Consider the following 22,594-nt stretch of genomic DNA (forward strand, 5'->3'; position numbering starts at 1 on the left):
CTTTTAAACCAGCCCAAACAGCGTCAACAGCAGGTCGATAACCTTGATACCGATGAAGGGGACAATCAGCCCACCCAGCCCGTAAATCCACAGGTTGCGGCGCAGCATGGCGGCCGCGGTCAGCGGTTTGTAGCTCACCCCTTTGAGCGCCAGCGGGATCAGGAAGACAATAATCAGGGCGTTAAAAATAACCGCACTGAGAATGGCTGATGCTGGCGAGTGCAGATGCATCACGTTCAGCGCATTAAGCTGCGGATAGGTGGCCGCAAACGCCGCGGGAATGATGGCAAAGTATTTTGCGACGTCGTTGGCGATACTGAACGTTGTCAGTGAACCGCGCGTCATCAGCATCTGCTTACCAATGTGCACAACTTCAATCAGCTTGGTCGGGTTCGAGTCGAGGTCGACCATGTTGCCCGCCTCTTTCGCCGCCTGGGTACCGGAGTTCATGGCCACCGCCACGTCGGCCTGCGCAAGGGCTGGGGCATCGTTGGTGCCATCACCCGTCATCGCCACCAGGCGACCTTCCGCCTGATACTGACGAATTAACGCCAGCTTGGCTTCAGGCGTTGCCTCCGAGAGAAAATCATCCACGCCCGCTTCGGCAGCAATCGCGGCGGCGGTCAGACGGTTGTCCCCGGTGATCATCACCGTTTTGATCCCCATTTTCCGCAGCTGGGCAAAGCGCTCTTTGATCCCGCCTTTTACGATATCCTTCAGCGAAATCACCCCCAGCACATGTGCCCCTTCAGCCACCACCAGCGGCGTCGCGCCCTGACGTGCCACGCTCTCGACCAGGTTGTCCACTTCTGGTGGGAAATGACCATTGTTGGCTTCAATGTGGCGACGAATTGCGTCGACGGAGCCTTTACGGATCATGCGGTCCTGAATGTTGATGCCGCTCATTCGGGTTTGTGCCGTGAAGGGAACGAAAGTCGCATGGAGACTCTGAACGTCGCGCTGGCGCAGGTTAAAGCGCTGCTTAGCGAGGATCACGATACTGCGGCCTTCCGGCGTTTCATCGGCGAGGGAAGAGAGTTGCGCCGCATCCGCCAGCGTTTTTTCATCCACGCCGGGGGCAGGTAAGAACTCTGACGCCTGGCGGTTACCGAGGGTAATTGTCCCGGTTTTATCCAGCAGCAGAACGTCCACATCCCCTGCGGCCTCGACCGCACGTCCGCTGGTAGCGATGACGTTCGCGCCCAGCATACGGCTCATACCGGCCACACCGATGGCCGACAGCAGCCCCCCGATGGTGGTCGGGATCAGGCAGACCAGCAGCGCCACCAGAACGGTGGTGGTGACCGCGGTACCGCCGTAAGCGGAGAATGGCCATAACGTGGCGGTTGCCAGCAGAAAGACAATCGTCAGCGCCACCAGCAGGATGGTCAGGGCAATTTCGTTTGGTGTTTTACGACGCTGCGCGCCTTCCACCATGGCAATCATACGGTCAAGGAAGGTTTCACCCGGGTTGACGCTACACTGGATCACCAGCCAGTCGGAGAGAATGCGTGTCCCGCCCGTCACGGAGGCGAAATCACCCCCGGATTCACGTATGACGGGAGCGGATTCCCCGGTGATGGCACTTTCATCTACCGACGCGCCGCCTTCGATGACTTCACCGTCGCAGGGGATAATGTCCCCGGCTTCGACCAGCACCACGTCACCTTTACGCAGTTCATCTGCCGGGACATGGTCCATCTGGGCACCGTATTTCGGTTCGCGTAATTTGCGCGCAAAAGCGGTCTTTTTCACCCCTTTGAGGCTATTGGCCTGCGCTTTGCTGCGGCCTTCCGCCAGCGCTTCCGCAAAGTTGGCAAACAGTACGGTGAACCACAGCCACAGGCTGATAGCGCCGGTGAACATCGCATTCCCCTGCAGATGACCCGTTCCCATGGCAATCGCCAGCGCGGTGGTGAGTAAACTCCCTATCCAGACGATAAACATCACCGGGTTGTGCCACTGCACGCGCGGGCTCAACTTTTTCACCGCATCCATGAGGGCCTGTCGAACTAACGACGGTTCGAACAGGGCCATTTGTTTACGACTCATGACAAATTCTCCGCAAAATCAGCGTAAAGAGAGGTATTCCGCGACCGGGCCTAACGCGAGGGCGGGGATAAAGGTCAGGGCGCCGACCAGCAGCACGGTACCGGTCAGCAGTCCGATAAACAGCGCGCCGTGGGTCGGCAACGTCCCGCTGGTGGTCGGTTGAATTTTTTTGCTCACCAGCGACCCGGCAATCGCCAGCACCGGCACAATGACCCCGAAACGACCCACGAACATGCAGAACGCCAGCAGACAGTTCCAGAACGGTGAGTTAGCGCTTAAGCCTGCGAAGGCACTACCGTTATTGTTAGAAGCAGAAGAGACGGCATAAAGCACTTCGCTAAAGCCGTGGATGCCAGGGTTGAAGATGCCGCTGCGTCCGGCCTCCGTCATCAGTGCCAGTGCGGTACCCGCCAGCACGAGGGCGGGGGTGACCAGAATCGCCAGCGCGGTTAACTTCATCTCACGGACATCGATTTTTTTGCCCAGATATTCCGGGGTGCGACCAATCATCAGACCCGCAATGAACACCGCCAGCAGAACAAACAGCAGCATGCCGTAAAGACCCGAGCCTACGCCGCCGAATACCACTTCACCGATCTGCATCAGCCACATCGGGATCATGCCGCCCAGTGCCGTGAAGGAGTCGTGCATAGCATTGACCGCCCCGCAGGATGCCGCCGTCGTGACCACGGCATAAAGGCTACTGGCGAGAATGCCAAAGCGGCTCTCTTTCCCTTCCATATTCATGGTGCCGTCAGCGCCCAGCGTCAGGAAATGCGGGTTACCTTGCCATTCGGCCCACATCACCAGCGCAACACAGACGACAAAGATTAGCGACATGGTCCAGAGCAGGGTGCGACCCTGACGACGATCGTTCACCACATCGCCAAAAGCAAAGCACAGCGCTGCGGGGATCAGGAAGATCGCCAGCATTTGCACTGCGTTGGTCAGTGCCGTTGGGTTTTCAAACGGATGCGATGAGTTGGCATTGAAGAAACCGCCACCATTCGTACCGAGCATCTTAATGGCTTCCTGTGAGGCCACAGGCCCCATCGGCAGAAGCTGTTTTGCCCCTTCAAGCGAGGTATAAGGGGCGTAAGGCAGCAGGTTTTGCAGCGTACCTTGTTGAATAAAGAACAACGCGATAAGCAGAGCAATCGGAAGTAAGACCCACAGAGTAATGCGCGTGAGATCAACCCAGGCATTGCCCAGCGTACCGATATTCTGACGTGCAAACGCACGCGTCAGCGCGAAGACAACCGCGATACCGCTGGCTGCTGAGAGGAAATTTTGTACGGTTAATCCCACCATCTGGCTGAAGTAGCTCAGTGTGGTTTCGCCGGCGTAGGATTGCCAGTTGGTATTGGTGACAAAGCTGACGGCCGTATTCAGCGCAAGATGCCAGGACAAGCCCGGTAACTGTTGCGGGTTCAGCGGCAGGCTACCCTGCAACATCAGCATGACAAAGAGCGCGACCAGCCCAACGATATTCAGCAGCAGAATAGCGACCAGATACTGACGCCAGTTCATCTCCTGATCGCGTATTCCCAGTACGCGGCAGATCCCTTTTTCGATACTTCCCGTACCCGGTAAGGACACGTTGTTGATCAGCCGCGCGAGACCCGTTCCCAGCGGTCTGGCAAGCACCAATAAGACCAGTAAAAAGCTGGCTATAAGTAAAAACGCCTGAGCAGCCATCAGAAGGCCTCCGCATTAATCAGGGCGTAGACCAGATAACCCAATAACAGGAACACCAGCACGATGCCGGTAATCAGACCTGCACTCACAATCCACCTCCGAGTGACATTTGTATTTGTGTTAACGGTAGGATTTATGGCGCAAAGATTTCGCAAAAATCGGCAGGGTGGGTGTAAAAAAAGTATAAAAATGGAAAAGGCACAATTTAACTATTGGTAAGTAAATCGTTAACTTTTTTGTAACTTACTTACGGCGGAAATGTAAATATTCACTAAATTGATGAAAATAACTGGTCTGATGAGTAGTAAAATTACAAACAAAGCGGTATTATTTTAGCCAGATCACAGATTTCAAATTTTCCGGAGCATGTTTCCGGCCAACTATAGGGGAGAAAATATGGATCTTTATAAAGCGTATCCGGCTCATATCGTTTTCATGCGTCGCACTTTCGCCGTAGTGGCTGGCGTGCTGGCCCTGCCGGTGATGCTCTTCTGGAAAGACCGCGCACGTTTTTATAGCTATTTGCACCGCGTCTGGGCCAAAACCAGCGAGAAGCCGGTGTGGATGGATCAGGCCGAGAAAGCGACCTGCGATTTTTACTGATACGAAGACGACACACAGCAATAAAAAAACCGCCTACAGCAATGTGGCGGTTTTTTTTATCCCTCAGGATCCGCGGTCCGTTGGGCCGTTTTTGGGCACCCGTCAGAGCGTGTATCCACCGACTTATCACCGGTGGTGAACGGTGGAGCGGTTAGCAGCAGGGACCGCATGATGAAACGCTCTTTTTGCATTGCGTTCATTGTCACCAGCGTACTCGTGGTAAGACGTGATGAACCGACAGTGTTTATTGCTTTTACCATGATGGCGCAAGATACGTAGCGTTAAGGCCGCCCCGGGCGGCCTTTTTTATTTCATCGCGTCTACACTTCATGGCAAAGTAGATAAAAGCCAGCCGCATTTTCTCTTTAGTGGCATGGCCTTACGGACATAATGGATAATTGCCAGGAGTTTTATGCCCACCCATCTGGTTTGGTTTCGCGCGGACCTGCGCGTACATGACAATCTCGCCCTTGCGGCTGCCTGCCGCTCCCCGGAAGCCCGCGTGCTGGCGGTGTTTATCGCCACCCCCGGGCAGTGGCAGCAGCATGCTATGGCACCACGCCAGGCGGCTTACCTCAGCTCACATCTGAATGGCTTGCAGTGTTCGCTTGCCGAAAAAGGGATCCCGCTCATTTATAAAGAGGTCAGTGACTTCTCCGCGCAATGCCAGGCTGTGAAGGCAATCTGTGAGCAGTACGATGTCACCCACCTTTTTTACAACTATCAGTACGAATTCAATGAACGTCAGCGGGATCGTCAGCTGGAGAAAATCCTGCAGGATGTAGAGTGTCAGGGTTTTGATGACAGCGTCATGCTGCCGCCGGGCAGTGTCATGACCGGCAACCACGAGATGTATAAAGTCTTTACGCCGTTTAAAAATGCCTTCATTAAAAGACTGAAGGAGGCACTGCCGGAATGCGTGGCTGCACCTACCGTGAGGGGAGACGCCATAACGGAGATACCCGAGCGGGAGTTTGACTATCCGCAACAGGCGTTTGATGAGACTCTGTTCCCGGCTACCGAAAAAAACGCTATCGCGAAGCTGCGCCAGTTTTGTAAAGCGGGCGCAGGCGATTACGACGCGCGCAGGGATTTTCCCGCGACAGAGGGCACCAGCCGTTTATCGGCCTGTCTGGCACTGGGTGTGCTCTCTCCGCGCCAGTGTCTGCATCGTCTTCTGGCGGAACAACCGCAGGCACTGGACGGGGGGCCCGGCTCCGTCTGGCTTAACGAACTTATCTGGCGCGAATTTTATCGCCATTTGATGACGTATCACCCTGATTTATGTAAGCATCGTCCGTTTATACCCTGGACTGATAACGTAAACTGGCAACACAACGAGAGCCACTTACAGGCCTGGCAGAAAGGCGAAACGGGCTTCCCGATTGTTGATGCCGCGATGCGCCAGCTCAATGAAACCGGATGGATGCACAATCGGCTGCGAATGATTACCGCCAGCTTCCTGGTGAAGGATCTGCTTATCGACTGGCGTGTCGGGGAGCGGTATTTTATTTCTCAGCTGATCGATGGCGATCTGGCGGCGAATAACGGCGGCTGGCAGTGGGCGGCGTCCACTGGAACCGACGCCGCGCCCTATTTCCGTATTTTTAATCCTGCCACGCAGGGACAAAAATTTGATGCAGACGGCGAGTTTATCCGCCGCTGGTTGCCCGCGCTGAGCAGTGTCCCTGCAAAAGCGATCCACGACCCGTGGGCATGGGCGGATAAACAGAGGGTGAAGCTCGATTATCCCCGTCCGATTGTTGACCATAAACAGGCGCGTGTCGCCACGCTGGCGGCGTACGAGGCCGCCCGCAAAGCTTAAGAGAGTAATGATGAAAAACAGCGAACTGGAAAGCCTGATTAACGAAAAACTGAACAGCGCCTCCTTCAGCGATTACGGCCCGAACGGCCTCCAGGTTGAAGGACGCGAAACGGTGCAGAAAATTATCACTGGCGTGACGGCAAGCCAGGCGCTGCTGGACGAAGCTGTCCGTCAGGAAGCGGATGCCGTTATTGTTCATCACGGTTATTTCTGGAAAAACGAAGCACCGATCATTCGCGGTATGAAGCGAAACCGCCTGAAAACGCTGCTGGCAAATGATATCAACCTGTACGGTTACCATCTGCCGCTGGATGCGCACCCGGAGCTGGGCAATAACGTACAGCTCGCGCAGCTGTTGGGGATTACCGTCATGGGTGAAATTGAGCCGCTGGTGCCATGGGGAGAGCTGGCCATGCCGGTGCCCGGCCTGGAGCTGGCTTCCTGGATTGAAGCGCGTCTGGGACGCCGTCCGGTCTGGTGCGGTGACACCGGTCCGGATACGGTGAAGCGGGTTGCCTGGTGTACTGGTGGTGGTCAGGGCTTTATTGATAGCGCGGCACGCTTTGGTGTCGACGCCTTCATCACTGGAGAAGTGTCCGAGCAGACCGTCCATTCGGCGCGTGAGCAAGGTCTGCATTTTTACGCGGCAGGTCACCATGCCACGGAGCGTGGCGGAATTCGCGCCCTCAGTGAATGGCTGACCGAAAATACCGATCTGGATGTCACGTTTATTGATATCCCTAACCCGGCCTGATGAGAGGTATCTGAGTGCAGCGAGCGCGTTGTTATCTTCTGGGCGAAACGGCAGTGGTTCTGGAGCTGGAACCGCCAGTGACCCTTGCCACGCAAAAGCGTATCTGGCGGCTAACGCAGCGCCTGGCCGATGTGCCGGAAGTGGTTGAAGCGATTCCGGGTATGAATAACATCACCGTGGTGCTGCGTAATCCGCATACGCTGGCGCTGGATGCTATTGAACGTTTGCAGCGCTGGTGGGAAGAGAGCGAGGCGCTGGAGCCGGATTCCCGGACAATTGAGATCCCGGTGGTGTATGGCGGCGAGCATGGACCCGATCTTGGCGTGGTGGCGGAACACTGCGGATTAACGGAAAAGCAGGTGGTTGAATTGCACGCCTGCGTTGATTACGTGGTCTGGTTCTTAGGTTTCCAGCCGGGCTTCCCCTATCTGGGGGGGCTCTCACCGCAGTTGCATACGCCGCGTCGCGCCGAACCCCGCCTGAGCGTGCCGGCGGGCACGGTGGCTATCGGGGGTGAGCAGACCGGCATTTATCCTCTGACGTCACCGGGTGGCTGGCAGCTTATCGGGCATACGTCCAGGCCGTTATTTGAACCAGGGCAGGAGGTTCCCATACTCCTTCGTCCCGGCGATACCCTGCGCTTTATCCCGCAGAAGGAGGGGGTATGTTAACGCTGATTCGCGCCGGGCTTTACACGTCCGTACAGGATGCCGGCCGCTTTGGCATGCGTCAGTCGGGCGTGAGCTACTGTGGTGCGCTGGACAGGCCTGCGCTGGAGATTGCTAACGTGCTGGTGGGCAACCCTGGCAGCACGGCGGCACTCGAAATTACGCTTGGCCAGTGTGTGATTGAATTCGGCGAGGAGACCTGGTTTGCTTTAACCGGGGCCGCTTGTGACGCCGAGCTGGATGGCAAAGCGGTCTGGACAGGCTGGCGGCTGCGGGCGAAAGCCGGGCAGCGTCTGACCCTTAAACGTCCTGTGCACGGCGTGCGAAGCTATCTTGCGGTCGCAGGAGGGATTGATGTGCCAGAAGTGCTGGGTTCATCCAGCACCGATCAGAAAGCCGGCATTGGCGGTCATGAAGGGCGCCTGCTGCGTGACGGCGATCGTCTGGCGGTTAACCCCTCAACGCGTCACTTCTCGACGGCCCAGGGGGTAAAACAGCTGTTATGGACCAACCAGATCCGTGCCTTACCGGGGCCGGAATATCAGGAGTTCGATGAAGTCGCTCAGGAGACGTTCTGGCGTTCGCCGTGGAAGATCAGCCCGCAAAGTAACCGTATGGGATACCGCCTGCAGGGGCAGCCATTGACCCGTACGACAGATCGGGAATTGCTCTCACACGGTTTATTGCCTGGCGTCATTCAGGTGCCGGGTAACGGTCAGCCGATCGTGCTGATGAACGATGCGCAAACCACGGGGGGATACCCGCGTATTGCCTGCATCATTGAAGCGGATCGCTACCATCTGGCGCAAATTCCTCTCGGACAGCCGATTCATTTTGTGCAATGTTCGCTGGAGGAAGCGCTGAAGGCACGCCAGGATCAGCAGCGTTATCTGGAACAACTGGCATGGAGGCTCGATGGCAAAGATTGATTTAAACGCCGATCTGGGTGAGGGCGGAAGTGCCGATGCTGAACTGATGACGCTGGTCTCTTCGGTCAATATTGCCTGCGGGTTTCACGCGGGTGACGCGCAAACCATGCTGGTCAGCGTGCGTAATGCGATTAAGCACGGCGTGGCGATAGGGGCACATCCCAGTTTTCCTGACAGGGATAATTTTGGCCGCACGGCAATGGATCTCCCTCCTGAGACGGTGTATGCCCAGACGCTCTATCAAACGGGCGCGCTGGAGGCGATTGTGCGTTCCCAGCAGGGCGTGCTGCGCCATGTGAAACCCCACGGCATGCTCTACAATCAGGCGGCCAAAGATCCGGCTCTCGCGGATGCCATTGCCCGCGCGGTGCGGGACTGCAACCCGCAGCTCATTCTGGTGGGGCTGGCGGGGAGCGAGCTTATTCGCGCCGGACAGCGGCTGGGGTTAACCACCCGTCAGGAAGTTTTTGCTGACAGAGGGTATCAGCCGGACGGCAGCCTGGTTCCCCGTTCACTGCCCGGTGCGCTTATTACCGATGAATCACAGGCGCTGGCGCAAACGCTGGCGATGGTATGTGAGGGCTCGGTAAAGGCAATTGATGGTTCAACGGCCAGAGTCCAGGCGGATACGGTGTGTTTACACGGCGATGGTGAGCATGCGCTGCAGTTTGCACGCCGCTTACGGACGGCCTTTGCGGAGCAGGGTATTTTCGTGAGTGCATGACATAACGATAAGGACAGAAAAATGCCTGAAGGCCCGGAGATCCGCCGTGCAGCGGATAGCCTCGAGGCGGCGATAAAGGGCAAACCGCTGACGGATGTCTGGTTTGCTTTTCCTCAACTGAAACCGTTTGAAGCCCAGCTGGTGGGGCAGACGGTGACGCACATTGAAACGCGCGGCAAAGCGCTGCTCACGCATTTCTCCCATAACCTGACGTTATATAGCCATAATCAGCTGTACGGCGTTTGGCGCGTGGTGAAGGCAAACGAGCAGCCGCAAACTACCCGCGTACTGCGCGTCAGGCTCCAGACGGCAGACAACGCGATTCTGCTCTACAGTGCATCCGATATCGAAATGTTAACGCCAGAGCAGCTGCTCACTCACCCGTTCCTGCAGCGCGTCGGGCCGGATGTGCTGGATATGAGCCTGACCCCGGGCGAGGTGAAATCCCGTCTGGTATCACCTCGGTTTCGTAACCGACAGTTTTCCGGATTGTTGCTCGATCAGGCGTTTCTGGCTGGATTAGGAAATTACCTGCGGGTGGAAATCCTCTGGGAAGTGGGCCTGGCGGCGCAGCATAAGGCATCGCAACTCAGTGATGAACAGCTGGAGGCGTTATCCCACGCACTGCTGGATATCCCGCGCCTGTCCTACAATACGCGTGGCGTGGTGGATGACAACAAGCACCATGGGGCATTGTTCCGCTTTAAGGTGTTTCATCGTGAAGGGAAGGCGTGTGAGCGGTGCGGCGGGTTAATTGCGAAAACCACGCTGTCGTCGAGACCGTTTTACTGGTGTCCGCACTGCCAGAAGTAAAATGAAAACGGTAACCCAAGGGGTCACCGTTTTTAATGTCTTCACTCTCTCGAAGTAAGAGAGGGATGGGGTGAGGACATCAGGCCACACCCCGTTAACATCAGCGTTTGATGTCAGACTTAAAATCACGCTGCTCGTAGCCAGTATACAGCTGACGAGGACGGGCGATTTTCATGCCTTCGCTGTGCATTTCGTTCCAGTGCGCAATCCAGCCAACGGTACGTGCCATGGCGAAGATCACGGTGAACATGGAAGACGGAATGCCCATCGCTTTCAGAATAATGCCAGAGTAGAAATCGACGTTCGGGTAGAGTTTCTTCTCGATGAAGTACGGGTCGTTCAGCGCGATGTGCTCAAGCTCCATCGCCACTTCCAGCAGGTCGTCTTTTGTACCCAGCTCTTTCAGCACTTCGTGGCATGTTTCACGCATAACGGTAGCGCGTGGGTCGTAGTTTTTGTACACACGGTGACCGAAGCCCATCAGACGGAAGGAGTCATTCTTGTCTTTCGCGCGACGCACGAATTCAGGAATGTGCTCAACGGAGCTGATCTCTTCCAGCATCTTCAGTGCCGCTTCGTTCGCGCCGCCGTGCGCCGGTCCCCACAGGGAGGCGATACCCGCAGCGATACAGGCGAACGGGTTCGCGCCTGAAGAGCCTGCGGTACGGACGGTGGAGGTGGAGGCGTTCTGTTCGTGGTCGGCGTGCAGGATCAGAATACGGTCCATCGCACGTTCCAGTACCGGGTTCACTTCGTACTCTTCACACGGCGTGGAGAACATCATGCGCAGGAAGTTACCGGCGTAGGAGAGGTCGTTACGTGGATAAACAAACGGCTGGCCGATGGAGTATTTGTAACACATCGCTGCCATGGTCGGCATTTTGGACAGCAGGCGGAACGCCGCGATATCGCGGTGACGTGGATTATTCACGTCCAGCGAGTCGTGGTAGAACGCTGCCAGCGCGCCGGTAATACCGCACATCACCGCCATTGGGTGAGAATCACGACGGAAAGCATGGAACAGACGGGTAATCTGCTCATGAATCATGGTGTGACGGGTGACGGTGGTTTTGAATTCATCGTATTGTGCCTGCGTCGGTTTTTCGCCGTTGAGCAGGATGTAGCACACTTCCAGATAGTTGGATTCGGTGGCTAACTGATCGATGGGGAAGCCGCGATGGAGCAGGATACCTTCGTCACCATCAATGAAGGTGATTTTGGATTCGCAAGATGCGGTAGAGGTAAATCCAGGGTCGAAGGTGAATACACCTTTAGAACCCAGCGTACGGATATCAATAACATCCTGACCGAGCGTGCCTTTTAGCACATCCAGTTCAACAGCAGTGTCACCATTTAGGGTGAGCGTTGCCTTTGTATCAGCCATTTACGGTCTCCTTAGCGCCTTATTGCTTAAGACTGCCAATTACCGGATTTGCATTCTGCTGATTTCTCACCGTTACCAGTTTGTTATTTGGCTTACCGCTCAGCTCACGAGGAGAAACCAGGGTACAGAGCTATGGCGCCTTGCAGGTAAAAACATGAAAAATCAGTGAAACAACAGCAAATCAGTGTCTTCGCAGTCCGAATTATTCAAACCTGTATATCACTAATAACTGTCCTGATAACTTCGGTCAATACCATCACACTGTTACATAACTATTTGTCAGGTGAAAGTGAGACCTCATAACTTTTGCGCATTATATGCCTTTTCTGATGACGTTTGTAACAATATTGTTTAACATTTGTCAAATCAGATGATTAAAAATTAAAAAGATGTTGTTATCGTGACCCTGATCACTGTTCCAGAGAAAACCCGACAAACTGTATGTAGGTTAATTGTAATGATTTTGTGAACGGCCTATACTGCCGCCAGGTCTCCGGAACACCCTGCAATCCCGAGCCACCCAGCGTTGTAACGTGTCGTTTTAGCATTTGGAAGCAATGTTTTGCATGACGCGCAGTTATAGAAAAGGAACGCTGTCTGACCCGCATCGCAGTCCGGAGGAAGGAAACAATAAGAACAGCATGTGGGCGTTATTCATGATAAGAAATGTGAAAAAACAAAGACCTGTCAATCTGGATCTCAAAACGATCCGGTTCCCTGTAACAGCAATAGCGTCCATTCTGCACCGCGTTTCTGGTGTGATTACGTTTGTGGCGGTCGGCATTCTGCTGTGGTTACTGGGTACCAGCCTCTCTTCTCCTGAAGGATTCCTCCAGGCCTCTGCCATCATGAACAGCTTCTTCGTGAAATTTATCATGTGGGGCATTCTGACTGCGCTGGCGTACCACGTTGTCGTGGGCATTCGTCATATGCTGATGGACTTTGGCTACCTGGAAGAGACTTTCGAAGCCGGTAAACGCTCCGCTAATATTTCATTTGTATTGACTGTCGTGCTTTCACTTCTCGCAGGAGTTCTCGTATGGTAAGCAACGCCTCCGCATTAGGACGCAACGGCGTACATGACTTCATTCTGGTCCGTGCTACCGCCATCGTTCTCACCCTTTATATCATCTATATGATTGGTTTCTTCGCGACCAGCGGCACGCTGACGTGGGAAATCTGGAGTGGGTTCTTCGGATCTGCCTTCACCAAAGTGTTCACCCTGCTGGCTCTGTTCTCCATCCTTATTCATGCCTGGATTGGTATGTGGCAGGTGTTGACCGATTACGTTAAACCGCTGGCGATTCGCCTTCCTCTGCAGCTGGTCATTGTCGTTGCACTGGTGGTTTACGTTATTTATGGATTCGTTGTGGTGTGGGGTGTGTAATGAAACTGCCAGTCAGAGAATTTGATGCTGTTGTGATTGGTGCTGGTGGCGCAGGTATGCGTGCAGCACTGCAAATTTCCCAGAGCGGCCAGACCTGTGCGCTGCTCTCTAAAGTCTTCCCGACCCGTTCCCACACTGTCTCCGCGCAGGGCGGTATTACCGTTGCGCTGGGCAATTCCCATGAAGATAACTGGGAATGGCACATGTATGACACGGTCAAAGGTTCCGACTACATCGGCGACCAGGATGCTATCGAATATATGTGTAAGACTGGCCCGGAAGCGATTCTGGAGCTGGACCACATGGGTCTGCCGTTCTCCCGTCTGGAAAATGGCACCATTTATCAGCGTCCGTTTGGCGGCCAGTCGAAAAACTTCGGCGGCGAGCAGGCGGCACGTACCGCAGCTGCGGCTGACCGTACCGGTCACGCACTGCTGCACACGCTGTATCAACAGAACCTGAAAAACCACACGACTATTTTCTCCGAGTGGTATGCGCTGGATCTGGTGAAAAATGCCGATGGCGCCGTTGTAGGTTGTACCGCGCTGTGTATTGAAACCGGTGAAGTGGTCTACTTCAAAGCGCGTGCTACCGTGCTGGCGACCGGCGGTGCAGGCCGTATTTATCAATCTACCACCAACGCCCACATCAACACCGGTGACGGCGTAGGTATGGCTATCCGCGCCGGCGTACCGGTGCAGGATATGGAAATGTGGCAGTTCCACCCAACCGGCATCGCCGGTGCCGGCGTGCTGGTAACAGAAGGCTGCCGTGGTGAAGGGGGTTACCTGCTGAACAAACACGGCGAGCGCTTCATGGAGCGTTATGCCCCGAATGCGAAAGACCTGGCGGGTCGTGACGTGGTGGCGCGTTCCATCATGATCGAAATCCGTGAAGGCCGCGGCTGTGACGGCCCATGGGGTCCACACGCGAAGCTGAAACTCGACCATCTGGGTAAAGAGGTTCTGGAATCACGTCTGCCAGGCATTCTGGAGCTGTCTCGTACCTTCGCGCACGTCGATCCAGTGAAAGAGCCTATCCCGGTAATCCCAACCTGTCACTACATGATGGGCGGTATTCCGACCAAAGTGACCGGCCAGGCGCTGACCGTGAACGAGCAGGGTGAAGACGTTGTTATCCCGGGCCTGTTTGCCGTCGGTGAAATTGCCTGCGTATCCGTACACGGTGCAAACCGTCTGGGCGGGAACTCCCTGCTTGACCTGGTGGTATTTGGTCGTGCGGTAGGTCTGCATCTGCAAGAGTCTATTGCCGAGCAGGGTGCGCTGCGTGATGCCACCGACGATGAAATTGATGCGTCGCTTGAGCGTCTGAACCGCTGGAACGGCAACCGTAATGGTGAAGATCCGGTGGAAATCCGCAAAGCGCTGCAGGAATGTATGCAGCACAACTTCTCGGTATTCCGTGAAGGGGATGCGATGGCCAAAGGTCTTGAGCAGCTGAAAGCGATCCGCGAGCGTCTGAAAAATGCCCGTCTGGACGACACGTCCAGCGAGTTCAATACCCAGCGCGTTGAGTGTCTGGAGCTGGATAACCTGATGGAAACGGCGTTCGCTACCGCGATGTCGGCAAACTTCCGTACCGAGAGCCGTGGCGCGCATAGCCGCTTCGACTTCCCGGATCGTGACGATGAAAACTGGCTGTGCCATTCCCTGTATCTGCCAGAGTCGGAATCCATGACGCGTCGTAGCGTCAATATGGAACCGAAACTGCGTCCGGCGTTCCCGCCGAAGATTCGTACTTACTAATGCGGAGACAGGATAATGAAACTCGAATTCTCAGTTTATCGTTATAACCCGGATGTAGATGATGCTCCGCGTATGCAGGATTACACCCTGGAAGCGGAAGAAGGCCGTGACATGATGCTGCTGGATGCCTTAATCCAGCTGAAAGAAAAAGATCCGACACTGTCGTTCCGTCGCTCATGCCGTGAAGGCGTTTGTGGCTCTGACGGTGTGAACATGAACGGTAAAAATGGTCTGGCCTGCATCACGCCAATTTCAGCGTTGCAGCGCGCGGGTCAGAAAATTGTTATCCGTCCTTTGCCAGGTCTGCCAGTCGTTCGCGATTTGGTGGTAGACATGGGGCAATTCTATGCACAATATGAGAAGATTAAGCCTTACTTATTGAATAATGGGCAAAATCCACCGGCTCGTGAGCACTTACAGTCTCCTGAGCAGCGTGAAAAACTCGATGGTTTGTACGAGTGTATTCTCTGTGCATGTTGCTCGACCTCTTGCCCGTCGTTCTGGTGGAACCCGGACAAGTTTATCGGCCCGGCCGGTCTGCTGGCTGCCTATCGCTTCCTGATCGATAGCCGCGACACCGAAACCGACAGTCGTCTGGAAGGACTGAGTGATGCTTTCAGCGTATTCCGCTGCCATAGCATCATGAACTGCGTCAGTGTATGTCCTAAGGGGCTGAACCCGACGCGCGCCATCGGCCATATTAAGTCGATGCTGCTGCAGCGCAGTGCATAAGTAACAGGAGGGGAGCGTTGTTCCCCTCGCCCTGACCCTCTCCTGACAGGAGAGGGGATAAAATGTAGGAAACCTCTAAAAACTGCCCCGAGGTGCAGACAGTTTTTAAAGGTTCCTTCGCGAGCCCAAGACAACATAAGAGCTCGCAGGTGAACCCCGGCACGTACGTGTTGTACGTGGTAGTTTCTACGGCGAAAGTAAGCATAAAAATGCTTAAGGGATCACGATGCAGAACGGCGCAATGAAAGCCTGGCTGGACTCTTCTTACCTCTCTGGTTCAAACCAGAGCTGGATAGAACAGCTCTATGAAGACTTCTTAACCGATCCTGACTCAGTGGACGCAAACTGGCGTTCCATGTTCCAGCAGTTACCTGGCACTGGAGTCAAACCGGATCAATTCCATTCCAAAACACGTGATTATTTCCGTCGTCTGGCGAAGGATGCCTCACGTTACTCTTCTGCGATTTCCGACCCTGACACCAATGCGAAGCAGGTTAAAGTCCTGCAGCTTATCAACGCTTATCGCTTCCGTGGTCACCAGCATGCGAATCTCGATCCGCTGGGACTGTGGAAACAAGATCGTGTGGCGGATCTCGATCCGGCGTATCACGATCTGACCGAGGCCGATTTCCAGGAAAGCTTTAACGTAGGTTCCTTTGCCATCGGCAAAGACACGATGAAGTTGGGCGAGCTGATTGACGCGCTCAAGCAAACCTACTGCGGCTCCATCGGCGCGGAATATATGCACATCACCTCTACAGAAGAGAAACGCTGGATCCAGCAGCGCATCGAATCTGTGGCGGGTCACGCGAATTTCTCTGCTGAAGAGAAAAAACGCTTCCTCAGCGAACTGACCGCAGCAGAAGGCCTTGAACGCTATCTGGGCGCGAAATTCCCGGGTGCGAAACGCTTCTCGCTGGAAGGCGGCGACGCGCTGGTACCTATGCTGAAAGAGCTGATTCGCCACGCGGGCAAAAGCGGTACCCGTGAAGTGGTGCTGGGTATGGCGCACCGCGGTCGTCTGAACGTACTGGTCAACGTGCTGGGTAAAAAACCGCAGGACCTGTTCGACGAATTCGCGGGCAAACATAAAGAACACCTCGGCACCGGTGACGTGAAGTACCACATGGGCTTCTCGTCTGATATCGAAACCGAAGGCGGTCTGGTTCACCTGGCGCTGGCGTTTAACCCGTCACACCTGGAAATCGTGAGCCCGGTGGTTATCGGTTCTGTGCGTGCGCGTCTGGATCGTCTGGACGAGCCGAGCAGCAACAAAGTTCTGCCAATCACCATTCACGGTGACGCGGCAGTCACAGGGCAGGGCGTGGTTCAGGAAACGCTGAACATGTCCAAGGCGCGTGGTTACGAAGTGGGCGGTACCGTTCGCATTGTTATCAACAACCAGGTGGGCTTCACGACCTCTAACCCACTGGATGCGCGTTCTACCCCGTACTGCACCGACATCGGTAAGATGGTTCAGGCGCCAATCTTCCACGTTAACGCGGATGACCCTGAAGCCGTGGCGTTCGTTACCCGTCTGGCGCTGGACTACCGTAACACCTTCAAACGCGATGTGTTCATCGACCTGTTCTGCTACCGCCGTCATGGCCACAACGAAGCTGACGAGCCAAGTGCAACGCAGCCGCTGATGTATCAGAAAATCAAAAAACACCCGACGCCACGCAAAATCTATGCTGACAAGCTGGAAGGCGACAACGTGACGACGCTGGAAGATGCGACCGAAATGGTCAACCTCTACCGCGACGCGCTGGATGCGGGTGAATGCGTAGTGAAAGAGCTGCGCCCGATGAACATGCACTCCTTTACCTGGTCGCCGTACCTCAACCACGAGTGGGATGAGAGCTACCCGAACAAGGTAGAGATGAAGCGCCTGCAGGAGCTGGCTAAACGCATCAGCACCGTACCAGACGCTATCGAGATGCAGTCTCGCGTAGCGAAAATTTATGCTGACCGTCAATCAATGGCGGCGGGCGAGAAGCTGTTCGACTGGGGCGGGGCGGAAACACTGGCTTACGCAACGCTGGTAGATGAAGGCATTCCTGTTCGTCTGTCCGGTGAAGATGCGGGCCGTGGCACCTTCTTCCACCGTCACGCGGTAGTTCACAACCAGACTAACGGTTCAACCTATACTCCGCTGCAGCATGTCCATAACGGTCAGGGTCAGTTCAAGGTATGGGACTCCGTCCTGTCTGAAGAAGCGGTACTGGCATTCGAATACGGCTACGCCACTGCAGAACCGCGCACCCTGACTATCTGGGAAGCGCAGTTCGGTGACTTCGCCAACGGTGCCCAGGTCGTTATCGACCAGTTCATTTCGTCCGGCGAGCAGAAATGGGGCCGTATGTGTGGCCTGGTGATGCTGCTGCCACACGGTTACGAAGGTCAGGGTCCGGAGCACTCCTCCGCCCGTCTGGAACGTTATCTGCAGCTCTGCGCTGAGCAGAACATGCAGGTGTGCGTGCCGTCCACTCCGGCTCAGGTCTACCACATGCTGCGTCGTCAGGCGCTGCGCGGTATGCGCCGTCCGCTGGTGGTCATGTCGCCAAAATCCCTGCTGCGCCACCCGCTGGCGGTGTCCAGCCTGGACGAACTGGCGAACGGCACCTTCCTGCCTGCCATCGGTGAGGTTGACGAACTGGATCCGCAGGCCGTTAAGCGTGTTGTGATGTGTTCTGGTAAGGTTTATTACGACCTGCTGGAACAGCGCCGTAAGAACGACCAGAAAGATGTCGCCATCGTGCGTATCGAACAGCTTTATCCATTCCCGCACCAGGCGGTGCAGGAAGCGTTGAAACCGTATGCTCACGTGCATGATTTTGTCTGGTGCCAGGAAGAGCCGCTCAACCAGGGCGCCTGGTACTGCAGTCAGCATCATTTCCGTGAAGTCATTCCATTTGGGTCTGCCCTGCGTTATGCAGGTCGCCCGGCCTCCGCCTCTCCGGCGGTAGGGTATATGTCCGTTCACCAGAAGCAGCAACAAGATCTGGTCAATGACGCGCTGAACGTCGATTAATTAAAGGATACATAATGAGTAGCGTAGATATTCTTGTTCCCGACCTGCCTGAGTCCGTAGCAGATGCGACCGTCGCCACCTGGCACAAAAAACCGGGCGATAGCGTTAAGCGCGATGAAGTGCTGGTAGAAATCGAAACTGACAAAGTGGTACTGGAAGTACCGGCTTCAGCGGATGGCATTCTGGATGCAGTCCTGGAAGACGAAGGGACAACCGTAACCTCCCGTCAGATCCTGGGTCGCCTGCGTGAAGGCAACAGCGCGGGCAAAGAGTCCAGCGCGAAGTCTGACGAAAAAGCGTCTACCCCAGCCCAGCGTCAGCAGGCCTCTCTGGAAGAGCAGACTAACGACGCGCTCAGCCCGGCGATCCGTCGCCTGCTGGCCGAGCACAACCTGGATGCGGCTGCCATTAAAGGCACCGGTGTCGGTGGTCGTCTGACCCGTGAAGATATCGAGAAGCACCTGGCGAAAGCCCCTGCTCAGGCAGAAGCTAAAGCGCCAGCAGCGGCAGCGGCGCCGGCAGCACAGCCTGCGCTGGGTGCCCGTAGCGAAAAACGCGTGCCGATGACTCGCCTGCGTAAGCGTGTGGCTGAACGTCTGCTGGAAGCGAAAAACTCCACCGCGATGCTGACCACCTTCAACGAAGTGAATATGAAGCCAATCATGGACCTGCGTAAGCAGTACGGTGACGCGTTTGAAAAACGTCACGGTATCCGTCTGGGCTTTATGTCCTTCTACGTGAAAGCGGTTGTTGAAGCGCTGAAACGCTACCCGGAAGTTAACGCCTCTATCGATGGCGATGACGTGGTTTACCACAACTACTTCGACGTCAGCATGGCAGTCTCTACGCCACGTGGTCTGGTTACCCCGGTTCTGCGTGATGTCGATACTCTGGGTATGGCTGACATCGAGAAAAAGATTAAAGAGCTGGCTGTAAAAGGTCGCGACGGCAAGCTGACCGTAGACGATCTGACCGGCGGTAACTTCACCATTACCAACGGCGGCGTTTTCGGTTCACTGATGTCTACCCCGATCATCAACCCGCCGCAGAGCGCGATCCTGGGTATGCATGCCATTAAAGATCGTCCAATGGCGGTAGACGGCAAAGTGGAGATCCTGCCAATGATGTATCTGGCACTCTCTTACGATCACCGTCTGATCGACGGCCGCGAGTCCGTGGGCTTCCTGGTTGCCATTAAAGAGCTGCTGGAAGATCCAACGCGTCTGCTGCTGGACGTCTAGTTTTAGCAGTCTTGCCCGGCGGCGCGTTGTCTGCCGGGCCTACAAAAGCACTACCTAACGATTACCTGAAGGATGGATAGAACACATGAACTTACATGAATATCAGGCCAAACAGCTGTTTGCCCGGTATGGCTTACCGGCTCCGGTGGGTTATGCCTGTACTACCCCGCGTGAAGCAGAAGAAGCCGCATCTAAAATCGGTTCCGGCCCTTGGGTAGTTAAGTGTCAGGTTCACGCTGGTGGCCGTGGTAAAGCGGGCGGTGTGAAGGTTGTTAAGAGTAAAGAAGAGATTCGTGCGTTTGCTGAACATTGGCTCGGCAAGCGTCTGGTAACGTACCAGACAGATGCGAACGGTCAGCCTGTCAACCAGATCCTGGTTGAAGCTGCAACTGACATCGCGAAAGAACTGTACCTGGGCGCGGTTGTTGACCGTAGCTCCCGTCGTGTGGTGTTCATGGCATCTACCGAAGGCGGCGTGGAAATCGAGAAAGTGGCAGAAGAGACGCCACATCTCATCCACAAAGTGGCGATCGATCCGCTGGCAGGCCCAATGCCTTACCAGGGCCGTGAGCTGGCGTTCAAACTGGGTCTGGAAGGCAAGCTGGTTCAGCAGTTCACCAAGATCTTCATGGGTCTGGCAACCATCTTCCTGGAGCGCGACCTGGCGCTGATCGAGATCAACCCGCTGGTCATCACCACTCAGGGCGACCTGATCTGCCTCGACGGCAAACTGGGCGCTGACGGCAACGCACTGTTCCGTCAGCCGGATCTGCGTGAAATGCGCGACCAGTCTCAGGAAGACCCGCGTGAAGCGCAGGCTGCACAGTGGGAACTGAACTACGTGGCGCTGGATGGCAACATCGGCTGCATGGTTAACGGCGCAGGCCTGGCGATGGGCACCATGGACATCGTTAAGCTGCACGGCGGTGAGCCTGCAAACTTCCTCGACGTGGGCGGTGGCGCAACCAAAGAGCGTGTAACCGAAGCGTTCAAAATCATCCTCTCTGATGACAACGTCAAAGCCGTGCTGGTTAACATCTTCGGCGGTATCGTGCGTTGCGACCTGATCGCAGACGGTATCATCGGTGCGGTAGAAGAAGTGGGTGTTAACGTCCCGGTTGTGGTGCGTCTGGAAGGTAACAACGCTGAACTCGGCGCGAAAAAACTGGCTGACAGCGGCCTGAATATTATTGCAGCGAAAAGTCTGACGGATGCAGCTCAGCAGGTTGTTGCCGCAGTGGAGGGGAAATAATGTCAGTTTTAATTAATAAAGATACCAAGGTTATCTGCCAGGGCTTCACCGGTAGCCAGGGGACTTTCCACTCCGAACAGGCGATTGCCTACGGCACGCAGATGGTTGGCGGCGTAACGCCAGGTAAAGGCGGCACCACGCACCTGGGCCTGCCGGTATTCAACACCGTGCGCGAAGCGGTTGAAGCGACGGGCGCGACCGCGACCGTTATTTACGTTCCGGCTCCGTTCTGCAAAGACTCGATTCTGGAAGCGATTGACGCGGGCATCAAGCTCATCATCACCATCACCGAAGGTATCCCGACGCTGGATATGCTGACCGTGAAAGTGAAGCTGGATGAAGCTGGCGTGCGCATGATCGGCCCGAACTGCCCGGGCGTTATCACCCCAGGCGAATGTAAAATCGGCATCATGCCGGGTCACATTCACAAACCGGGTAAAGTGGGTATCGTCTCCCGTTCCGGTACGCTGACCTATGAAGCGGTTAAGCAGACTACCGACTACGGTTTCGGCCAGTCCACCTGTGTGGGCATCGGAGGTGACCCCATCCCAGGTTCTAACTTCATTGATATCCTGAAAATGTTCCAGGAAGATCCGCAGACCGAAGCGATCGTGATGATCGGTGAGATCGGCGGTAGCGCAGAAGAAGAAGCGGCTGCGTATATCAAAGAACATGTGACCAAGCCGGTTGTCGGTTATATCGCAGGTGTGACAGCGCCGAAAGGTAAGCGTATGGGTCACGCAGGCGCGATTATCGCAGGTGGTAAAGGTACGGCTGATGAGAAATTCGCCGCGCTGGAAGCCGCTGGCGTGAAAACCGTTCGCAGCCTGGCGGATATCGGCGAAGCACTGAAATCCATCATTAAGTAAATCCTCTCTGCTCCCTGTAAAAGGGAGCGTTGAAGTAATAAGTGTCCGTTTCGACATGGTTGGCCGCTGTAAAGCGGCCTTTTTTAATGCCTGCGTTTCGCGACCAGCGTGAATTTGTAATCGTCGCTGTTAAACACGTTACGGCTGTATTCAAACACCCGCCCATCCTTCAGAAAGCCGCGTGACACCTTTTCCAGTATCGGTTTTGCCGGATCCAGCGCCAGCGCGTCGATCGCCTCCTGTGAGGGCATGATCGGAACCAGTTCCTGTTCACTGCGATCGATAACCATCTTCTTGATCTGTTCGATGTAGTGATATTTGGAATTTTCCATCACCTCCCAGGTGAGGTCGGCGAACATCGCCAGCGGCATCCACGTCTCTTCCAGATTCACCGGTTTTTGCTTAATAAAGCGCACCCGTTTGACATGCCACACTTTGTCATCCGGGCGAATGTTAAGCGTCTCAGCCAGTTTCACATCCGCTTTGATCACTTCGAATGTTTTTACGTCGCTGTGGGTATCGACGTTTCGGTCCGCCAGTTTTTCATAAAAGCCGGTAAGCTGATAAATGTCGTAATTGACGCGCTCCTCTCTCACATAGGAGCCGCTGCCCTGAATGCTCTCGATAATCTGCTCTTCAGTGAGGAGCTTCAGTGCCTGCCTCACCGTGACGCGACTGACGCTAAATGTCTCCTGCAGGCTGGATTCCGTCGGTAACGCATCACCGGGTTTTAACTCACCGGCGGTAATTTTCTCGCGAAGCGCATCCGCTATCTGCCGGTACATCGGTTTATTGCCCATGTCGTCTGCCTTCTAATACCTTTTCACGGAATTATGCCTCCAGCACAGAATTTGTAAATAATA

Annotated in this window: 20 protein-coding genes; 15 read left to right on the forward strand and 5 right to left on the reverse strand. The window is 55.2% G+C overall.

Annotated elements, in window-relative coordinates; genetic code table 11:
• Window positions 1-3: 3 nt before the first annotated feature.
• From kdpB to kdpF, 3 genes are read right to left on the reverse strand one after another with little or no spacing between them, the layout of a single operon-like run.
• Entirely contained in the window at window positions 4-2,052 is a 2,049-nt protein-coding gene (gene kdpB, locus QRN24_RS14320; RefSeq protein ID WP_014169157.1) for a potassium-transporting ATPase subunit KdpB, read from the reverse strand.
• A gap of 18 nt (window positions 2,053-2,070) precedes the next feature.
• Window positions 2,071-3,750: a potassium-transporting ATPase subunit KdpA gene (gene kdpA / locus QRN24_RS14325; RefSeq protein WP_284942829.1), complete on the reverse strand. Its 1,680-nt coding sequence runs from the start codon at window positions 3,748-3,750 to the stop codon at window positions 2,071-2,073.
• Window positions 3,750-3,839 carry a K(+)-transporting ATPase subunit F gene (gene kdpF / locus QRN24_RS14330; protein ID WP_015386886.1) on the reverse strand — a complete coding sequence of 30 codons (90 nt, stop codon included), beginning with the start codon at window positions 3,837-3,839 and terminating at the stop codon, window positions 3,750-3,752. Before kdpF ends, kdpA begins: the two co-directional genes overlap by 1 nt.
• Window positions 3,840-4,146: 307 nt before the next feature.
• On the opposite strand from kdpF, the gene QRN24_RS14335 reads away from it, so the two are divergent.
• The 7 genes from QRN24_RS14335 (at window position 4,147) to nei (ending at window position 10,066) form a co-directional block, all read left to right on the forward strand.
• Entirely contained in the window at window positions 4,147-4,353 is a 207-nt protein-coding gene (locus QRN24_RS14335) for a YbfA family protein (protein WP_014883027.1), read from the forward strand.
• A 412-nt stretch (window positions 4,354-4,765) separates the two neighbouring features.
• Window positions 4,766-6,178, forward strand: coding sequence for a deoxyribodipyrimidine photo-lyase (gene phrB, locus QRN24_RS14340; protein WP_262104891.1), 1,413 nt, complete (start codon window positions 4,766-4,768; stop codon window positions 6,176-6,178).
• Between the two features lie 10 nt (window positions 6,179-6,188).
• Entirely contained in the window at window positions 6,189-6,932 is a 744-nt protein-coding gene (locus QRN24_RS14345; protein WP_284942830.1) for a type 2 GTP cyclohydrolase I, read from the forward strand.
• 14 nt (window positions 6,933-6,946) lie between these two features.
• Window positions 6,947-7,603 carry a 5-oxoprolinase subunit PxpB gene (gene pxpB / locus QRN24_RS14350; protein ID WP_014169163.1) on the forward strand — a complete coding sequence of 219 codons (657 nt, stop codon included), beginning with the start codon at window positions 6,947-6,949 and terminating at the stop codon, window positions 7,601-7,603.
• Window positions 7,597-8,529: a 5-oxoprolinase subunit PxpC gene (pxpC, locus tag QRN24_RS14355; protein ID WP_014169164.1), complete on the forward strand. Its 933-nt coding sequence runs from the start codon at window positions 7,597-7,599 to the stop codon at window positions 8,527-8,529. Before pxpB ends, pxpC begins: the two co-directional genes overlap by 7 nt.
• Window positions 8,516-9,253, forward strand: a complete 738-nt coding sequence (gene pxpA / locus QRN24_RS14360) for a 5-oxoprolinase subunit PxpA (protein WP_284942831.1) — start codon at window positions 8,516-8,518, stop codon at window positions 9,251-9,253. Before pxpC ends, pxpA begins: the two co-directional genes overlap by 14 nt.
• Before the next feature lie 21 nt (window positions 9,254-9,274).
• Entirely contained in the window at window positions 9,275-10,066 is a 792-nt protein-coding gene (gene nei, locus QRN24_RS14365) for an endonuclease VIII (RefSeq protein WP_044857124.1), read from the forward strand.
• Between the two features lie 100 nt (window positions 10,067-10,166).
• On the opposite strand, the gene QRN24_RS14370 is transcribed toward nei, so the two are convergent.
• A complete protein-coding gene (locus QRN24_RS14370; protein WP_014169167.1) occupies window positions 10,167-11,450 on the reverse strand; it encodes a citrate synthase in 1,284 nt (427 codons plus the stop codon).
• Between the two features lie 641 nt (window positions 11,451-12,091).
• Between QRN24_RS14370 and sdhC the strand changes: the two genes are divergently transcribed.
• The 8 genes from sdhC (at window position 12,092) to sucD (ending at window position 21,731) form a co-directional block, all read left to right on the forward strand.
• Window positions 12,092-12,496, forward strand: coding sequence for a succinate dehydrogenase cytochrome b556 subunit (gene sdhC, locus QRN24_RS14375; protein WP_025204654.1), 405 nt, complete (start codon window positions 12,092-12,094; stop codon window positions 12,494-12,496).
• A complete protein-coding gene (sdhD, locus tag QRN24_RS14380) occupies window positions 12,490-12,837 on the forward strand; it encodes a succinate dehydrogenase membrane anchor subunit (protein ID WP_010428702.1) in 348 nt (115 codons plus the stop codon). Before sdhC ends, sdhD begins: the two co-directional genes overlap by 7 nt.
• Window positions 12,837-14,603, forward strand: a complete 1,767-nt coding sequence (gene sdhA / locus QRN24_RS14385) for a succinate dehydrogenase flavoprotein subunit (protein WP_014883036.1) — start codon at window positions 12,837-12,839, stop codon at window positions 14,601-14,603. Before sdhD ends, sdhA begins: the two co-directional genes overlap by 1 nt.
• A gap of 15 nt (window positions 14,604-14,618) precedes the next feature.
• Complete coding sequence (gene sdhB / locus QRN24_RS14390; RefSeq protein ID WP_014169170.1) at window positions 14,619-15,335, forward strand: succinate dehydrogenase iron-sulfur subunit SdhB; 717 nt, start codon at window positions 14,619-14,621, stop codon at window positions 15,333-15,335.
• 226 nt (window positions 15,336-15,561) lie between these two features.
• Window positions 15,562-18,369: a 2-oxoglutarate dehydrogenase E1 component gene (gene sucA, locus QRN24_RS14395; protein ID WP_014169171.1), complete on the forward strand. Its 2,808-nt coding sequence runs from the start codon at window positions 15,562-15,564 to the stop codon at window positions 18,367-18,369.
• Between the two features lie 14 nt (window positions 18,370-18,383).
• On the forward strand, window positions 18,384-19,610 hold the full coding sequence (gene odhB, locus QRN24_RS14400) for a 2-oxoglutarate dehydrogenase complex dihydrolipoyllysine-residue succinyltransferase (protein ID WP_025204653.1): 1,227 nt from the start codon (window positions 18,384-18,386) through the stop codon (window positions 19,608-19,610).
• A gap of 85 nt (window positions 19,611-19,695) precedes the next feature.
• Window positions 19,696-20,862 carry an ADP-forming succinate--CoA ligase subunit beta gene (sucC, locus tag QRN24_RS14405; RefSeq protein ID WP_006809579.1) on the forward strand — a complete coding sequence of 389 codons (1,167 nt, stop codon included), beginning with the start codon at window positions 19,696-19,698 and terminating at the stop codon, window positions 20,860-20,862.
• Complete coding sequence (gene sucD, locus QRN24_RS14410) at window positions 20,862-21,731, forward strand: succinate--CoA ligase subunit alpha (protein ID WP_014169173.1); 870 nt, start codon at window positions 20,862-20,864, stop codon at window positions 21,729-21,731. The genes sucC and sucD overlap by 1 nt, the downstream gene beginning before the upstream one ends.
• Before the next feature lie 83 nt (window positions 21,732-21,814).
• Here sucD and QRN24_RS14415 read toward each other — a convergent pair whose 3' ends face one another.
• On the reverse strand, window positions 21,815-22,531 hold the full coding sequence (locus QRN24_RS14415; RefSeq protein ID WP_032681408.1) for a GntR family transcriptional regulator: 717 nt from the start codon (window positions 22,529-22,531) through the stop codon (window positions 21,815-21,817).
• Window positions 22,532-22,594: the final 63 nt, after the last annotated feature.

The organism is Enterobacter sp. MEB024, from assembly GCF_030209635.1.
GTDB lineage: Bacteria > Pseudomonadota > Gammaproteobacteria > Enterobacterales > Enterobacteriaceae > Enterobacter > Enterobacter ludwigii.

Coding starts and splice junctions, on each gene's coding strand:
- kdpB (WP_014169157.1), bottom strand. CDS start 2,052: ATGAGTCGTAAACAAATGGCCCTGTTCGAACCGTCGTTAGTTCGACAG.
- kdpA (WP_284942829.1), bottom strand. CDS start 3,750: ATGGCTGCTCAGGCGTTTTTACTTATAGCCAGCTTTTTACTGGTCTTA.
- QRN24_RS14335 (WP_014883027.1), top strand. CDS start 4,147: ATGGATCTTTATAAAGCGTATCCGGCTCATATCGTTTTCATGCGTCGC.
- phrB (WP_262104891.1), top strand. CDS start 4,766: ATGCCCACCCATCTGGTTTGGTTTCGCGCGGACCTGCGCGTACATGAC.
- QRN24_RS14345 (WP_284942830.1), top strand. CDS start 6,189: ATGAAAAACAGCGAACTGGAAAGCCTGATTAACGAAAAACTGAACAGC.
- pxpC (WP_014169164.1), top strand. CDS start 7,597: ATGTTAACGCTGATTCGCGCCGGGCTTTACACGTCCGTACAGGATGCC.
- pxpA (WP_284942831.1), top strand. CDS start 8,516: ATGGCAAAGATTGATTTAAACGCCGATCTGGGTGAGGGCGGAAGTGCC.
- nei (WP_044857124.1), top strand. CDS start 9,275: ATGCCTGAAGGCCCGGAGATCCGCCGTGCAGCGGATAGCCTCGAGGCG.
- QRN24_RS14370 (WP_014169167.1), bottom strand. CDS start 11,450: ATGGCTGATACAAAGGCAACGCTCACCCTAAATGGTGACACTGCTGTT.
- sdhC (WP_025204654.1), top strand. CDS start 12,092: ATGTGGGCGTTATTCATGATAAGAAATGTGAAAAAACAAAGACCTGTC.
- sdhD (WP_010428702.1), top strand. CDS start 12,490: ATGGTAAGCAACGCCTCCGCATTAGGACGCAACGGCGTACATGACTTC.
- sdhA (WP_014883036.1), top strand. CDS start 12,837: ATGAAACTGCCAGTCAGAGAATTTGATGCTGTTGTGATTGGTGCTGGT.
- sdhB (WP_014169170.1), top strand. CDS start 14,619: ATGAAACTCGAATTCTCAGTTTATCGTTATAACCCGGATGTAGATGAT.
- sucA (WP_014169171.1), top strand. CDS start 15,562: ATGCAGAACGGCGCAATGAAAGCCTGGCTGGACTCTTCTTACCTCTCT.
- odhB (WP_025204653.1), top strand. CDS start 18,384: ATGAGTAGCGTAGATATTCTTGTTCCCGACCTGCCTGAGTCCGTAGCA.
- sucC (WP_006809579.1), top strand. CDS start 19,696: ATGAACTTACATGAATATCAGGCCAAACAGCTGTTTGCCCGGTATGGC.
- sucD (WP_014169173.1), top strand. CDS start 20,862: ATGTCAGTTTTAATTAATAAAGATACCAAGGTTATCTGCCAGGGCTTC.
- QRN24_RS14415 (WP_032681408.1), bottom strand. CDS start 22,531: ATGGGCAATAAACCGATGTACCGGCAGATAGCGGATGCGCTTCGCGAG.